The sequence below is a fragment of the Aeromonas sp. QDB54 genome, assembly GCF_027707385.1.
In the GTDB taxonomy this organism is placed as follows: domain Bacteria; phylum Pseudomonadota; class Gammaproteobacteria; order Enterobacterales; family Aeromonadaceae; genus Aeromonas; species Aeromonas hydrophila.
The window spans coordinates 104,650-119,065 of the sequence record NZ_JAPCIT010000011.1; the positions used below are offsets into that span (position 1 = coordinate 104,650).

Here is a 14,416-nt window from a genome sequence, read left to right on the forward strand (position 1 = left end):
GTTCTGAAAATCATCCAACAAAAAGGCCCGTACTGGGTGGGTACGGGCCTTTTCTGATTTCTGTGCTTGTTCGTCAGCGCATCAACCGGCCCCAGTGCCACCTGTGGTGGTACCGGTAATAATGGTGGTGGTGATGACGTTGGTGAATAACTGCATGACGAACACTCTTGAACGAAGCTGGCTTTTAGCAATACCGCGCCGGGCGCAGGGCTGTCAACCTAAACCTCTTTGCCAAGTTTGCGGGCAAGGTCTTTGCAGAGCAGGTGGAGCATATTCAAATCCCGCTGCGGCAGCATGGGCACTCGGTCCATCACCCATTGATGCAGTTTTTCATCCTGCGAAACTCCGAGTTCACCGAGAATTTCTGCTGTTTTGCTTTTCAGCACCCGAACCTGTCCGGCGTTATCAACATTTTCTGCTAGCACCTCGGGCTCATCGAGCAACTGGCTCAACTCGTAGGCGTACAGCATGATCGCCTGTCCCAAGTTCAGGGACGGGTAGCTCACCTTGAGCGGCAGATAGCTGATGAGGTCGACCTGGGCCAGCTGCTCGTTGGAGAGCCCCGACTCCTCGCAGCCAAACACGATGGCGACCTTGTCCAGCGATGGCTTGGCCTTGATCTGGTCGCGGATCTCGGCCGGAGTGAGGTAGTGCTGATAACGGCCGCGCTGGCGGGCAGTGGTAGCCACCACCAGCTCCATGTCGGCCAGCGCCTCTTCCAGGGTGTCGAACGCCTCGGCCTGGGTCAGGACCTCCTGCGCACCATGGGCCACCCAGCTCGCCTCCTCCTCTTCGTGCACCCGGCTTGCCACCAGTCGCATGGCATCAAAGCCCATGGTTTTCATGGCGCGGGCGGCAGCGCCCACGTTGGCCGGGCGGGCGGGGGCCACCAGCACAAAATAGAGTTTCATCGGGTTTTCTCCTGGGCAGGGCCGAACGCGCAAACAACAGCGGAATATCGGCAAAACAGGGGCGCAATCTACCGTTTTCACCCGGAAATTGCCACTTGAACAGACGTTTGAATGTTGCCATAGTGGCCGGGAATGTGAACAAATTGCAGCCAATCCCAGGCGCCATCGGCCCGACAGATCACAAGGAAGAGAGAGATGCAGCAGCCATTGGAACAGGCCGTCGCCGAGACGATTCTGCAACGCTTCGAGTCGTTTTACAGCCGGTTTCTCGAAATCACCCAGGGCAGCAAGAGTCGCTTCGAGAACAGCGACTGGCTGGGGGTGCAGCTCGCCGGGCGCGAGCGCATTCGCCTTTATGATCATCACGTCGGCGCCACCACGGCGCTGATCAAGCAGATGATGGGGGCAACCCTGCCAAGCCAGGCCCTGCTCAAGCAGGTGAAGGGGGCGTTCAGCGATCTGCTGCCCAAGTGCGAGAACTTCGAGGTGGCGGAGTCCTTCTTCAACTCCGTCTATCGCCGCATCTTCCGCCATCGCAACATTCGCGACGAGAACCTCTACATCCATCCATTTCGCAGCCGGGGAGAACACCCCGACCTGAGCGCCCTGCTGCGCATCTATCGCACCGACCTCGCCCACCTGCCGCAGACCCTGAGCCAGCTGCTGGGGGATTACAGCTTTACCCTGCCCTATGAGGACAAACAGCGGGATATTGTCGACATCCAGCGCCATCTTGCCGAGAACGGGCCGGCCATCCTGCACGATGAGCCGTTCGCCATCGAGCTCCTCAAGGAGGTGTTCTACCGCAACAAGGGGGCCTATCTGGTGGGGCTGATCCGGGTCAAGGGGCAGGTCTTCCCCTTCATCCTGCCGCTGCTCAGCACCGGTCAGAGCATCTATGTGGACACCGTCATCTTCGAGCCTGAGCTGGCCTCCATCGTGTTCGGCTTCGCCCGCGCCTACTTCATGGTCTATGCCCCCGTGCCGGCGCTGTTCGTGCTGTTCCTGCGCCAGATCATGCCCCACAAGCCGGACTACGAGATCTACAACGCCATCGGTTGCCAGAAGCACGGCAAGACCGAGCTCTATCGCCACTATCAGCAGCACCTGGCCCAGAGCCGGGAGCAGTTCGTCATCGCCCCCGGCATCAAGGGGATGGTGATGAGCGTGTTTACCCTCCCCTCCTATGACGTGGTGTTCAAGGTGATCAAAGACGAGTTCACGCCGCCCAAGGATGTGAGCCACGAGCAGGTGAAGGCGAAATACCGGCTGGTAAAACAGCACGACCGGGTTGGCCGCATGGCCGATACCCAGGAGTTCACCAACTTCGAGTTTCCCCTCGATCGCATCTCGCCGGAGCTGTTGGCCGAGCTCAAGACGGTGGCCCCGTCTGCGTTGACCCTCACCGACGACAAGCTGGTGATCAAGCACCTCTACACCGAGCGCAAGATGATCCCGCTCAACCTCTATCTGGACAAGGCGGACGAGCAGCAGACCCGGCTCGCGCTGGAGGAGTATGGCAACGCCATCAAGCAGCTGGCGGCGGCCAACATCTTCCCGGGCGACATGCTGTTCAAGAACTTCGGGGTCACCCGTCACGGCCGGGTGGTGTTCTACGACTACGACGAGATCTGCTACATGACGGAGTGCAACTTCCGCCAGATCCCGCCGCCCCGCTACCCCGAGGACGAGTGGAGCGCAGAGCCCTGGTATTCGGTGGCCCCCAACGACATCTTCCCCGAGGAGTTCGCCACCTTCTTGCTGCAAAAACCCCAGGTGCGCGACATCATGATGCAGCTGCACAAGGAGCTGTTCGATGCCAACTACTGGAAGATGCTGCAGAGCAACATCAAGGAGGGGGTATTCGAGGATGTCTATCCCTATCGGCGCAAGAAGCGCTTCAAGTTTCAACGGGGGGGCTAGCCTGTCCGGGAGCCCAGTTGCAAAAGGGAGTGCAAATAGCAAAAGGGACGCCGTAGCGTCCCTTTTGCGTTGGGCCGTCAGCTCGCGCTACGACAGCCCCTGACAAAACCGTCAGTTACTTGGCGGCAGGCATGGCATCGAAGGTGAGCAGCGCCGCCTTGTTGGCGTCGCTCAATACCAACTGCTGACCGCTGATCTGGAAGCTCGCCACTTTCTCCAGCTTCTGCAGATAGAGCATCTCCTTGCCGGCCAGATCGCCCATGCACATCATGCGGGTCGAACCCATGGGGCCCAGCGCCAGCACGCCGTCACCCTGCTGGGTGATGGCGCCGAAATAGCGGTTGCAGCCGCCCTTGCCCGCCACCTTGTCACCGGCGACTTGCAGGGTAAAGGTGTCGCCGCTCGCCCCTTGCAGTTGCCAGGTGGAAGCTTGCAGTTGAGTCAGCTTGGAACCAGTTGCCATGGCGCAGCCTCCCAGGGCCAGTACGGCCAGCAGAGTCAGTTTTTTGTTCATGGGTTCACCTCTTGATATCAGCAAAATAGGGGAAGAAACATGGTGATGGGGGCCTGTGTATCATGAGAGCGGAGCAAATCAAAACTGTTTTATTGTGATCGGGGTTCCCTTTACTACCAGCTGGCATGTGCCATGCTTGTATTCCTGTTCCGGACCCAGGGAGGGGAAAAGAATGGTCAAATCATCCGTCATCGCACTCGTCTCATGCCTCAGCCTTACCGCCCAGGCCGCCGACTGGGATTTCCTCAAGAACGACGCCAACAGCCAGCTCTACGTCAAGAGTTACTCCGGCGTGCTGCTCGACAATCAGACTCATCACAACGACAGTTTCGATCTCTGGCTCATCAATACCGGCTATCAGTATCCGCTGCACGATGGCGTCAGCCTCTACATGGAAGCAGGCCCGGCCATCGGCCCCAGCAGCGAGCAATCCGGCTACAACCTGAGCTCGGGGGTGCGCTATCAGCTCTCCCCCATGCTCAACATCGGCAGCCAGCTCAAACAGCTGGAAGTGAACAAACCCAGCACCCTGCTGGAGCTCAACACCAGCCTGCTGCTGACCCCGCAACTGGCCATCACCGCCAATTACGGTGTCAGCGCCTTTAGCACCGAACAATCCCTCAGCGTCGGGGTCGGCTTCAACTTCTAGCGGGATCAGATCAGCCGGGTGGCGCTCACCAGCACGCCGTTGAGATCGGCGTAGACGTAGTCACCCGGATGTATGGTCACCCCGGCAAACGACACCACGGCATCCAGTTCCCCTTGTCCCCGCTTCTCGGTTTTGACCGGACAGGGCGCCAATGCCTTGACCCCCAGCGCCAGTGTCGCCAGCGTGCCCACGTCGCGCACGGCGCCGTAGATCACGATGCCTTCCCAGCCCTGCTCCGCCGCCTTGATCGCCAGCTGATCGCCGAGCAGGGCGCGGCGCAGGGAGCCACCGCCATCGATCACCATCACCCGCCCCTGCCCGGGCCGGTTGACCAGCTCCCGCACCAGGCTGTTGTCCTCATAGCAGGAGAGAGTGACCGCCTGGCCGTGAAACAGCGCCTTGCCACCAAAATTTTGAAACAGCGGCTCCGCCACCTGCAGAGCATCGCCGTACTCGTCACAGAGATCGGGCAGTAGATCCAGCATCATAAGTCTCCTTCCATGGACATGAATTCGCTCATTCTTTCATCAAGCAGAGTCCCTGACAATCCAGTGGGATTCAATTCTGCCCAGATGGTGTGGCTCCCCCTCCAGCAACACCGGCAACAGCCAGAGCTCCCCCTGATCCACCCAGTAGATGGCATTCTGGCCAAAGCGGGCCGCCAGCCGGATGGCCTCGCTGCGCGTGGAGGCCAGCAGCAGCGACGACTCCTGCCAGCTTTCATCCAGCGAACTGCCCCGGCAGGGCCCCATCACCAGCCAGCGAGGAACCGCCGCAATGGCCCGCCACAGGGCCCGCTGACGGTGGGTATTGCGACGCATTCCCAGCTGGCGGCTGGCAGGATTCCAGGCCGTCACAATGGCGTAGGCAGGCCATTTCGGCGCCGAAAAGGGTGCAATAAAGCAGATTTTTCTGTAGTTTTCCCACAAATTCATGTCAACCACATGTTACATTCCATTACATTTTATAGGGGCGAAAATGGGGGCAACCCCAAGTATCATGCTGTGAACTCAGGGTTTGACCTATATCAAACCAGAGTTAAAAAGTTGCTATCTGACGGCAAAGAGTGTTGTTATGCGCCTGTTAACTGATAAAATGCAGCCACTTTTGTAATGGACTACCTTTCCAGGCTTCTCTCGATCAGACTTATTGAGAGCCTATGTGTGGCACAGGGATGTTTGCCAACGCTGATGCCAAATTCGCGATAATCCGACCTGACATTCATACCCAGGATGACGTAATAAATTTTCAGGACCGGTCGGGTAACGCCAAAGAGTGTTAAAATTTAGATAACTAACTGATAAGAATCTGGGAATACTCATGCAAACACCACACATTCTGATCGTCGAAGACGAACTGGTCACTCGCAATACCCTGAAAAGCATCTTCGAGGCAGAGGGCTATATCGTGCTCGAAGCCAACAATGGCGACGAGATGCATCAGGCTCTGACTTCCCACACCATCAATCTGGTGATCATGGACATCAACCTGCCGGGCAAGAATGGCCTGCTGCTGGCACGCGAGCTGCGTGAGGACGACAACATCGCCCTGATGTTCCTGACCGGTCGTGACAACGAAGTGGACAAGATCCTGGGTCTGGAGATCGGTGCCGACGATTACATCACCAAGCCGTTCAACCCCCGTGAGCTGACCATCCGTGCCCGCAACCTGCTGAGCCGCACCATGAACGTGGCCGCCGGTGGCGAAGAGAAGAAACTGGTGGAGCGTTACCTGTTCAACGGCTGGGCTCTGGACATCAACAGCCGCGCCTTGGTCAGTCCGGCTGGCGACATGTTCAAGCTGCCGCGCTCCGAATTCCGCGCCATGCTGCACTTCTGCGAAAACCCGGGCCAGATCCAGACCCGCGCCGAGCTGCTCAAGAAGATGACCGGCCGTGAGCTCAAGCCCCACGACCGTACCGTGGATGTCACCATCCGCCGCATCCGCAAGCACTTCGAGAGCGTCAACGACACCCCCGAGATCATCGCCACCATCCACGGCGAAGGCTATCGCTTCTGCGGCGAGCTGGAGCAGGAGTAATCCTCCCTCTCCCCGAGTTGAAAAGGCGCCGATGGCGCCTTTTCCATTTCTGCGCCATCCAGCTTGGTCAAGCTGGCACTCTCGCCGGCATCAAAAAACAGACAACAAAAAGCCCACTCGCAGGAGTGGGCTTTTTGCATGAAGGCTGGAGCGGGCAGCGGGAATCGAACCCGCATCATCAGCTTGGAAGGCTGAGGTAATAGCCATTATACGATGCCCGCCTGGCATCAAAACTTGCTTGGTGTGATGGGGAAACCCCACGACAGACAGCCGTTTCGGCTGAGGTGACAACGGCCTTGACCGTTATCTGGAATTTGGAGCGGGTGATGGGAATCGAACCCACGTATGCAGCTTGGGAAGCTACCGTTCTACCATTGAACTACACCCGCGTCAGGGCATCTACTATATGCATTTTGCCGCCGAGCGCAATCACCTCGATGCGGTTTTTTACCGTAAATCAATCTGTTCGACCAACTAATGAGCAGCAAGCCGCTTTTTCAATCAACCGTTTTCACAAGCCGGAATTTACAAGGTTGCCAAGCCTGGGGGGCGAGGATAGTCTTGCGCCACTCGACGCGAGGATGGTGGTAATGGATAAAAAAACGCAAAAACGACTCTATGGCTGGTTGCGCAATCAATCGAGCCACGGCCGGCGCTGGATCGGCCTCTCCATCGGCTTTGGCCTGGGGCAGGGCATCCTGATGGTGGCGCAGGCCTGGCTGCTGGCCACCCTGCTGCACGGTTTCATCATCGAGGGCACCACGCCGGCGCAATCCATTCCCCTCTTCATCGCCCTGCTGCTGGTCACCCTCGGCAAGGCGGTGCTGGCCTATGGCCGTGAAGTAGCCAGCTTCAAGGCTGGCAGCGCGGTGCGCCAGGCCATCCGCGAGCTGGTACTCACCCGCCTCGGCCGGTTGGGACCGGCCTACATCCAGCGTCGACCGGCCGGCAGCTGGGCCAGCCTGCTGCTGGAGCAGATTGAAAACATGCAGGATTTCTTCTCCCGCTATCTGCCGCAGATGGCGATTGCCGTGTTCATTCCGGTGGTGATCCTGGTGGCCGTGTTCCCGGTCAACTGGGCCGCCGGCCTTATCCTGCTGGGTACGGCGCCCCTCATTCCCCTCTTCATGATCCTGGTGGGGGTCGGCGCCGCCGATGCCAACCGCCGCAACTTCCAGGCGCTGGCCCGTCTCTCCGGCCACTTCCTCGATCGCCTGAAGGGGCTGCGCACCCTGCAGCTCTTCATGCGCACCCAGGCGGAAGGGGATGCCATTCGCGATGCGTCGGAAGATTTTCGCGAACGCACCATGGAGGTGCTGCGCCTTGCCTTCCTCAGTACCGCCGTGCTGGAGTTCTTCGCCGCCCTCTCGGTGGCGCTGGTGGCCGTCTACTTCGGTTTCTCCTATATCGATCACCTGAACTTCGGCCACTATGGCAGCAAAGTTACCCTGTTTACCGGCCTGTTCGTGCTGTTTCTGGCCCCCGAGTTCTACGCTCCGCTGCGGGAACTCGGCGCCCACTACCACGCCAAGGCGCAGGCCATCGGCGCCGCCGAACAGCTGCTGGAGTTCCTCGAAGCCGAGGTGACGGAACCCGCCTCAGGCCATGCGCCCTTCCATGCCGACGCCCCCATCAAGGTAGAAGCCAAAGGCCTTGAAGTGCTGAGCGCCGAGGGCAAGGTGCTGGTCGGCCCCATCGACTTCACCCTGGCGTCCGGCTCGCGCACCGCCCTCATCGGCATCAGCGGCGCCGGCAAGAGCTCGCTGGTCAATGCCCTGCTCGGCTTTGCCCCCTATCGCGGCGAGCTCAAGGTCAACGGCCAGGAGCTGGCCAACCTCGACATGAGCCAGTGGCGCCGCCAGCTGGGCTGGCTCTCCCAGAACCCGCAGCTGTTCCATGCCTCGCTGCGTGACAATCTGTTGCTGGCCAACCCCGCTGCCAGTGACAGCGAGCTGGAGGAGGCCCTGAAACGGGCTCAGGCGTGGGAGTTTGCCATGGAGAAGGGGCTCGACTATGCGGTGGGGGATCAGGCCGGCGGCCTCTCGGTCGGCCAGGCCCAGCGCCTCGCCCTGGCCCGAACCCTGCTCAAGTCCACCCAGCTGATGGTGCTGGACGAGCCGACCGCCAGCCTGGATCGCCACTCCGAGCGGGCCATCATGACCACGCTCGAACAGGCCGCCGCAGGCCAGACCCTGCTGATGGTCACCCACCGCATCGACCAGCTCACCAAGATGGACCAGATCCTGGTGCTAGAGCGTGGCAAGCTGGTGGAGCAAGGCAGCTTCCAGCAACTGAGTACCGCGCAGGGGCCGTTCGCTCGCCTGCTCTCCCAACGTAACGAGGGTTCTCTCGATGACTGATCTCTTGCCGTTTCTGCGCCTCTATCGCCAGCACTGGCTGAGCCTCTCCCTCGGCCTGCTGCTGGCCCTGGTGACCCTGGTCGCCGGGATGGGACTGCTGTCGCTCTCCGGCTGGTTCCTCTCCGCCGCCGCCGTGGCGGGGATGGCGGTCGCCAGTCGCGACACCTTCAACTACATGACGCCGGCTGGCGGGGTACGCTTCTTCTCCATCATCCGCACCGCCGGCCGCTGGGGTGAGCGGGTGGTGAGCCACGACGCCACCTTCCGGGTGCTGACCCGGTTGCGGGTCTGGTTCTGGCAAAAGCTCTCGCCGCTCTCCACCGGCGCCCTGGCAGGCTTTCGCCAGGCGGATCTGCTCAACCGGCTGGTGGCCGACATCGACGCCATGGACCACGTCTACCTGCGGCTGGTCACTCCCATAGGTGCGGCCCTGCTCAGCACCGCCGGTCTGGTGTTCTTCCTCTCGCTGTTCGATGCCGACCTGGCCCTGATACTGGGCGCCATCCTGCTGTTCGGCATGCTGGCCCTGCCGCTGGTGTTCTACTTCCTCGGCCGCCAGCCCGGTCGCCAGCTGATCGCCGAGAAGTCCAACCTGCGTGCCCGTCTGGTGGACTATCTGGATGGCCAGGCCGAGCTGCAGATGTTTGCCGCCGCCCCCCGGGCGCGCGACGAGCTGCAGCAGGCCGAGCAGGCGTTGATCCAGGCCCAGGCCCGCATGGCCCGGGTAAGCGGGCTGGCCAACTGCTCGGTGCAACTGCTGAGCGGCTGGACCCTCACCCTGATGCTGTGGCTGGCCGGTCACGGGGTGGCAGGCGCCGCGCCGGATCCCATCACGGCACTGATGGTATTCGCCACCCTGGCCAGCTTCGAGGCGCTGATGCCGCTGGCCGGTGCCTTCCAGCACCTCTCCACCAGCCTCACCTCTGCCCGCCGCCTCAACGAGATCCTGCAAGAGGCCAAGGCCCCCGAGTGGGGCCACGAAGAGCGCCACGCGCCACAGGGGGCGTTGCAGATAAGCGACCTCTACTTCAGCTACCCAGGCAACCCGCAGCCGGTGCTGCGCGGTTGCACCCTGCAGTTGCAGGCCGGTGAAAAACTGGCGCTGCTGGGCCAAACCGGCTGCGGCAAATCGACCCTGATGGGACTGCTGACCCGCGAATGGAACCCGCAGGCCGGCAAGATCCTGCTCGATGGCAAGCCGCTCACCGACTACAGCGAAGGGGCGCTGCGCGCCTCCCTCTCGGTGGTGAGCCAGCGGGTGCACCTGTTTGCTGATACCCTGCGCGGCAACCTCAAGCTGGCCGCCCCCCATGCCAGTGACGAGCAGCTGGTGCAGGTGCTGACCCAGGTCGGCCTTGCCAATCTGCTGGAAGATGACAACGGCCACAGCGACAGCGGGCTCGATGCCTGGCTGGGGGATGGCGGTCGGCCGCTCTCCGGTGGCGAGCGCCGCCGCATCGGCATCGCCCGCGCCTTGCTGCACGACGCGCCGCTCTGGCTGCTGGATGAGCCGACCGAGGGGCTCGACAGCCAGACCGAGCGGGAGATCATGGATCTGCTGTTCAAGCTGGGGGCGGATCGCACCCTGCTGCTCATCTCCCACCGTTTGCTGGGGCTGGAGCAGATGGACCGGATCGCCCTGATGGAAGAGGGGCAGATCCGCCTCTGCGCCCCCCATCAGACGCTGCTGGCGGACGACTACTACCGCAGCCTGTATCAGCGGCTGGCACCGGCCTGATGAGCAACGAGAGAGGGGCGCCCGGTGCGCCCTTCTCTCATGACACCGGGCCAGTCATCTTTGCCGGCAGCGTGCAGCTGCACGGGCAACACACGGCCGGATCCTGGTCACACCCCGCCCATACGGCTAAAAATGGGGCTGGTCGACACCGTCGACTGGCCCCTATAATGGCTCCTTCGTTATTCCACAAGATGCCGACATGGAGCGCCTGCGCCTTGCTACTGTCCTCATCACCGACACAAGATACGAGACGATGAAACGCCTGATCCTGATGATGCCCCTGATTGCCTCCGGCTGCGCCGACTTTGCCTTCAACAGCAATCTGGACAAAGAGAACTTCGACGAGTACTTCAAGCCGGGCAGCGTTCAGATCTATGAACAGGGCCAGCTGGCCGATCTCAACTACCTCTATCTCGGCACCGTCGAAGGGGAGTCCTGCCAGAGCGATGCCAAGCAGCCGATCCCCAACGCTGGCGAGGCCCGTACCCTGGCTCGCCGCCGCGTGGCCGACATGGGTGGCAACGGCGTCACCTTCGACAAGTGCGCCGAATTCAGCGACACCCCGGGCTGCCTGAAGCAGGTGATCTGCTACGGCCAGGCGCTGAAAGTCGCCACCGAGAAATAAGCGTCAACTGTAAGGAGCCTGCATGGCACTGGCCATCGTTCGCCTCGGCACGCCCCGCCTGCCCGACGAGGGACTGCGGATCGGCACCGTGCGCCGCCCGCCCCGCGGCGTGCCCAAAGCCGAGTTTGCCAGCCAGGATTGGTACGACGTCTGGTTCCCCAATCTCGCCCCCAGCAACGACACCATGAAGCTGGGCCAGGCTGCCGAGACGCCCGCCCAGTGGAGCGCCTTCTGCAAACAGTACAAGGCCGAGCTGGCCACTCCGGCCGCCAGGCACGATCTGGCGCTGCTGGCCGCCCTCTCCCACACCACCAACCTGTCGGTGGGCTGTTACTGCGAGCAGGAGTCCCGCTGTCATCGCGCCATCTTGCGCGAGCAACTGACCGCCGCCGGCGCCGCCATGCGCACCGAGTAGCTGCGCTCACGCCGAAAAGAAAAGGGCATCTCTCGATGCCCTTTTGCTTTGCTGCCGCACTTGCCGGCCACACTACCAGACAAGCTGACGCAGCCGCGTCTCCTGCTCGGCCGTGATGCCGGCGGCCACCGCGGCGTCCGGTGCGCCGGCCAGCCACTCAGCCACATCTGCCACCGTCTCCTCCAGCGGCCGAAAGTTGAGGCCCTGCACGATGGCCGCCTCGGCGCTGATGCGACCATAACCGGCATACTCGGGCTGCTCATTGGGCAACAGGGTCGGATAGCTCTGCCAGGGCTCCACCCCGGCGGCCAGCAGCGCGGGCCAGGGCGCCCATTCGGGCACGATCGCAGTGGCGGGGGCCAGCCTGGCGGCCAGGCGATCAACCCAGTCGTTCAGCGCGATACCGGGCTTGACCAGATTGAAGATGCCGCTCAATTGCTGTTCGGCGGCCCGCAGCACGAACTCGGCGCAGTCGCGCACGTCCAGATATTGCAGCCGGTCTTCCCCCTGCCCCGGCAGCAGCCAGGGACCGCCCTGTTGCACCCGTTTCACCCACCAGGCCAGCCGGCCGGTGGGGTCATGAGGGCCGCACAAGACACCTGGGCGCAAAACGCAGAGCCGCTCGCCCCAACGGGCGCGATACGTGGCCTCGCACATTACCTTGAGGGGGCCGTAATCTTCCGGCATCTCCCCCTCGGCAATCGCGTGCAGCGGCGCCGACTCGTCCTGCCCGGGCTGAGCGAAGTCGCGATAGACGCTGATGGTGGAGATGAAGATCAACCGCTCGCAGCGCCCGAGCAGAGCAGCCGAGAGGCTCGCCGCCTGTTCGGGGCGATAGCAGCAAGTGTCGATAGCCAGATCCCAGCTTCCCTGATAGCGATGCAGCGGGGTCAGGTCCTGATCCCGGTCCCCCTGCAGCTGGGTGAGCTCGCGCCAATCCGGGTGCTGGCGACGGCCGCGATTGAACAAGGTCACCTCGTGGCCCCAGTCCAGCGCCAGCGCAGTGAGATGGCGCCCCAGAAATCCGGTGCCGCCGATGATCAGCAGTTTCATCCCTGTCTCTCCTGTACGGCGCGGCCCCTCTACTGCGGTCACGCCGGTTGTAGCGAGCCGCCCTGCTGGCGGACGCGCCGTTCACTCATCCTGCGCCCACCCTACGCAACTTGGCGGCGCGATACAGCCCCGAAGCGGCCGGGATGGGAGCGGGATCACGGCAAGCAGGCAGCCACCGGCCGGCGGGCAAGCCTGCGTTTTGAGGGCCGCTGTGCTACATTGCCGGGGTTTTCAGTCAGGATCCGCCATGAAGTTCGAAATCGACACCCTGGGTATCATCCGCTCTCCCTACAAGGAGAAGTTCGCCATCCCGCGCCAGCCCGGTCTGGTCAAATCGGCCCGCGCCCGCCTCGAGTTACTGCCTCCCTACGATCAGCCGGACGTGCTGCGCGGCATCGAGCAATTCTCCCACCTCTGGCTCAGCTTCGTGTTTCACCAGACCATGGCGCAGGGCTGGCACCCGACGGTGCGCCCGCCGCGCCTGGGCGGCAACGAGCGGGTCGGGGTGTTTGCCACCCGCTCCACCTTTCGCCCCAACCCGCTCGGCCTCTCGGTGGTCGAGCTGCACGGGGTCGGTCGTGAGCGCGGCAAACTCTGGCTCGAGCTGGGGGCGGTGGACCTGCTCGATGGCACTCCCATCGTCGACATCAAGCCCTATATCCCCTATGCCGACAGCCTGCCGGATGCTCGCGGCGGGTTCGCCCCCGATGCCCCCACCCCGCCGCTGGCGGTGAATTTCAGCCCCGAGGCTGAGCAGCAGCTGCAACCCTGGCTTAAGGCCCACCCCGAGCTGCGCCTGCTGGTGAGCGAAGTGCTGGCCCAGGATCCGCGCCCCGCCTACAAGAAGGGCAAGCCGGATGACAAGGAGTACGGCGTCAGGCTGTTTGACTGCAACGTACGCTTTCACATCAGCGAGCCCAGTTGCCTGGTGCTCGCCATCGAGCCGGCCCAGTGAGCCAGCCAATAAAAAACCACCCGCCCGGGTGGTTTTTTGTTGCTTGCCGCTGCTCGGCCCCTCTTACAAACGGGTGAGCAGCAGGCTGCCGATGGAGTAACCGGCGCCGAACGAGCAGAGTACGCCGCGCGCCCCGGCAGGAAGGTCGCCGTTGTGAAGATGGAAGGCAATGATGGAGCCCGCAGAGCTGGTGTTGCCGTAGCTATCGAGAATGACCGGCGCCTCCTGCTGGCTGGCATCGTGGCCGAGCAGCTTGCGGGCGATGAACTGGTTCATGGTCAGATTCGCCTGGTGGAGCCAGAGCCGGCTCAGGGAATCCGCCGACCAGCCCTGCTCATCGAGCTGGCCTGCAATCTGGTCACACACCAGTGGCAGCACCTCCTTGAACACCTTGCGCCCCTGCTGGCGAAACAGCTTGTCGTCGCCGTAGCGGGTGCGCGGGCTGAGCCGATTGAGGAAGCCGAAGTTGTTGCGGATGTTGTTGGAGTACTGGGTCACCAGCTTGCTGGCCACCAGTTGCCAGGGGTTGGCCACCTTGCAATCTGCCTCCCGCTCCAGCAGCACGGCGGTACAGGCGTCGCCGAAGATGAAGTGACTGTCCCGATCGCGGAAGTTGAGGTGCCCCGAGCAGATCTCCGGGTTGACCACCAGCGCCAGTTTGGCGCTGCCGGCCGCCAGCATGTCTGCCGCTGTCTTGATGCCGAAGGTGGCGGAGGAGCAGGCCACATTCATGTCAAACGCCATGCCGCCCGCCCCCAGATAATGCTGCAGCTCGATGGCCAGCGCCGGATAGGGGCGCGGCATGTTGGAGGCGGCGACGATCACCAGATCGATCTCGCCGGGCTCGCGACCGGCGGCGATCAGCGCCTGCTCGGCGGCGGCCACCGCCATCTCCACCATGATGGAGGGCTTGTCATCGGGCCGCTCGGGCAGCAGCGGCTGCATGATGTCGGGATCCAGCACCCCCTCCTTGCTCACCAGATAGCGGCTCTTGATGCCGGAGGCCTTCTCGATGAAGTCGCTGCTCGAATGCTGCTTGGCGGGCAGCTGGCCGGCGTCGATGGCGGAGGCGTTCTCCTCGTTGTAGAGATCCACGTACTGGTTGAAGGCGGCCACCAGCGCTTCATTGCTGACGGCAAAGGGAGGGGTATAGAGGCCTGAGCCACTGATCACGATAGAGGTCATCTTTGCTCCTCGCCGGGTTCACTCCCGGCTTGTTGGTTTGTTCGGGTA

At 62.4% G+C, this 14,416-nt stretch carries 14 protein-coding genes and 2 tRNA genes; 8 read left to right on the plus strand and 8 right to left on the minus strand.

The window, feature by feature from the left end; genetic code table 11:
- Positions 1-218 precede the first annotated feature (218 nt).
- On the minus strand, positions 219-911 hold the full coding sequence (locus tag PG881_RS12815; protein WP_270800417.1) for a tRNA/rRNA methyltransferase: 693 nt from the start codon (positions 909-911) through the stop codon (positions 219-221).
- Positions 912-1,106: 195 nt separating this feature from the next.
- On the opposite strand from PG881_RS12815, the gene aceK reads away from it, so the two are divergent.
- On the plus strand, positions 1,107-2,834 hold the full coding sequence (gene aceK, locus PG881_RS12820) for a bifunctional isocitrate dehydrogenase kinase/phosphatase (protein ID WP_024943685.1): 1,728 nt from the start codon (positions 1,107-1,109) through the stop codon (positions 2,832-2,834).
- Between the two features lie 115 nt (positions 2,835-2,949).
- Here the strand turns inward: aceK and PG881_RS12825 are convergent, their stop codons facing one another.
- Positions 2,950-3,348: an META domain-containing protein gene (locus PG881_RS12825; RefSeq protein WP_024943684.1), complete on the minus strand. Its 399-nt coding sequence runs from the start codon at positions 3,346-3,348 to the stop codon at positions 2,950-2,952.
- A gap of 172 nt (positions 3,349-3,520) precedes the next feature.
- Between PG881_RS12825 and PG881_RS12830 the strand changes: the two genes are divergently transcribed.
- Complete coding sequence (locus PG881_RS12830; protein WP_016351501.1) at positions 3,521-3,997, plus strand: hypothetical protein; 477 nt, start codon at positions 3,521-3,523, stop codon at positions 3,995-3,997.
- Between the two features lie 5 nt (positions 3,998-4,002).
- On the opposite strand, the gene PG881_RS12835 is transcribed toward PG881_RS12830, so the two are convergent.
- Positions 4,003-4,482, minus strand: coding sequence for a putative 4-hydroxy-4-methyl-2-oxoglutarate aldolase (locus PG881_RS12835; RefSeq protein ID WP_011706822.1), 480 nt, complete (start codon positions 4,480-4,482; stop codon positions 4,003-4,005).
- Between the two features lie 42 nt (positions 4,483-4,524).
- Positions 4,525-4,941: a DUF3293 domain-containing protein gene (locus PG881_RS12840; protein ID WP_270800421.1), complete on the minus strand. Its 417-nt coding sequence runs from the start codon at positions 4,939-4,941 to the stop codon at positions 4,525-4,527.
- Positions 4,942-5,317: 376 nt separating this feature from the next.
- Here PG881_RS12840 and arcA point away from each other — a divergent pair, with 376 nt between their 5' ends.
- Positions 5,318-6,037, plus strand: a complete 720-nt coding sequence (gene arcA, locus PG881_RS12845) for a two-component system response regulator ArcA (protein WP_011706824.1) — start codon at positions 5,318-5,320, stop codon at positions 6,035-6,037.
- A 146-nt stretch (positions 6,038-6,183) separates the two neighbouring features.
- On the opposite strand, the gene PG881_RS12850 is transcribed toward arcA, so the two are convergent.
- Positions 6,184-6,258: transfer RNA gene (locus tag PG881_RS12850), tRNA-Gly, on the minus strand.
- Between the two features lie 94 nt (positions 6,259-6,352).
- Positions 6,353-6,426: transfer RNA gene (locus PG881_RS12855), tRNA-Gly, on the minus strand.
- A gap of 201 nt (positions 6,427-6,627) precedes the next feature.
- Here PG881_RS12855 and cydD point away from each other — a divergent pair.
- The 4 genes from cydD (at position 6,628) to PG881_RS12875 (ending at position 11,175) form a co-directional block, all read left to right on the plus strand.
- Positions 6,628-8,397, plus strand: a complete 1,770-nt coding sequence (gene cydD, locus PG881_RS12860) for a heme ABC transporter permease/ATP-binding protein CydD (protein WP_270800423.1) — start codon at positions 6,628-6,630, stop codon at positions 8,395-8,397.
- Positions 8,390-10,135, plus strand: coding sequence for a heme ABC transporter ATP-binding protein/permease CydC (gene cydC, locus PG881_RS12865; protein WP_270800426.1), 1,746 nt, complete (start codon positions 8,390-8,392; stop codon positions 10,133-10,135). Before cydD ends, cydC begins: the two co-directional genes overlap by 8 nt.
- A gap of 253 nt (positions 10,136-10,388) precedes the next feature.
- Complete coding sequence (gene rcsF, locus PG881_RS12870) at positions 10,389-10,760, plus strand: Rcs stress response system protein RcsF (protein WP_010633326.1); 372 nt, start codon at positions 10,389-10,391, stop codon at positions 10,758-10,760.
- Between the two features lie 22 nt (positions 10,761-10,782).
- Positions 10,783-11,175, plus strand: a complete 393-nt coding sequence (locus tag PG881_RS12875; protein ID WP_270800428.1) for a DUF488 domain-containing protein — start codon at positions 10,783-10,785, stop codon at positions 11,173-11,175.
- A gap of 72 nt (positions 11,176-11,247) precedes the next feature.
- On the opposite strand, the gene PG881_RS12880 is transcribed toward PG881_RS12875, so the two are convergent.
- A complete protein-coding gene (locus PG881_RS12880) occupies positions 11,248-12,228 on the minus strand; it encodes an NAD-dependent epimerase/dehydratase family protein (protein WP_270800430.1) in 981 nt (326 codons plus the stop codon).
- Between the two features lie 247 nt (positions 12,229-12,475).
- Between PG881_RS12880 and tsaA the strand changes: the two genes are divergently transcribed.
- On the plus strand, positions 12,476-13,183 hold the full coding sequence (tsaA, locus tag PG881_RS12885; RefSeq protein ID WP_266141113.1) for a tRNA (N6-threonylcarbamoyladenosine(37)-N6)-methyltransferase TrmO: 708 nt from the start codon (positions 12,476-12,478) through the stop codon (positions 13,181-13,183).
- Positions 13,184-13,246: 63 nt separating this feature from the next.
- Here the strand turns inward: tsaA and PG881_RS12890 are convergent, their stop codons facing one another.
- Entirely contained in the window at positions 13,247-14,368 is a 1,122-nt protein-coding gene (locus PG881_RS12890) for a beta-ketoacyl-ACP synthase III (protein ID WP_266141112.1), read from the minus strand.
- Positions 14,369-14,416 lie beyond the last annotated feature (48 nt).

Bases quoted from the DNA above. Each gene is read 5' to 3' on its own strand.
- PG881_RS12815 (WP_270800417.1), bottom strand. From the start codon at position 911: ATGAAACTCTATTTTGTGCTGGTGGCCCCCGCCCGCCCGGCCAACGTG.
- aceK (WP_024943685.1), top strand. From the start codon at position 1,107: ATGCAGCAGCCATTGGAACAGGCCGTCGCCGAGACGATTCTGCAACGC.
- PG881_RS12825 (WP_024943684.1), bottom strand. From the start codon at position 3,348: ATGAACAAAAAACTGACTCTGCTGGCCGTACTGGCCCTGGGAGGCTGC.
- PG881_RS12830 (WP_016351501.1), top strand. From the start codon at position 3,521: ATGGTCAAATCATCCGTCATCGCACTCGTCTCATGCCTCAGCCTTACC.
- PG881_RS12835 (WP_011706822.1), bottom strand. From the start codon at position 4,482: ATGCTGGATCTACTGCCCGATCTCTGTGACGAGTACGGCGATGCTCTG.
- arcA (WP_011706824.1), top strand. From the start codon at position 5,318: ATGCAAACACCACACATTCTGATCGTCGAAGACGAACTGGTCACTCGC.
- cydD (WP_270800423.1), top strand. From the start codon at position 6,628: ATGGATAAAAAAACGCAAAAACGACTCTATGGCTGGTTGCGCAATCAA.
- cydC (WP_270800426.1), top strand. From the start codon at position 8,390: ATGACTGATCTCTTGCCGTTTCTGCGCCTCTATCGCCAGCACTGGCTG.
- rcsF (WP_010633326.1), top strand. From the start codon at position 10,389: ATGAAACGCCTGATCCTGATGATGCCCCTGATTGCCTCCGGCTGCGCC.
- PG881_RS12875 (WP_270800428.1), top strand. From the start codon at position 10,783: ATGGCACTGGCCATCGTTCGCCTCGGCACGCCCCGCCTGCCCGACGAG.
- PG881_RS12880 (WP_270800430.1), bottom strand. From the start codon at position 12,228: ATGAAACTGCTGATCATCGGCGGCACCGGATTTCTGGGGCGCCATCTC.
- tsaA (WP_266141113.1), top strand. From the start codon at position 12,476: ATGAAGTTCGAAATCGACACCCTGGGTATCATCCGCTCTCCCTACAAG.
- PG881_RS12890 (WP_266141112.1), bottom strand. From the start codon at position 14,368: ATGACCTCTATCGTGATCAGTGGCTCAGGCCTCTATACCCCTCCCTTT.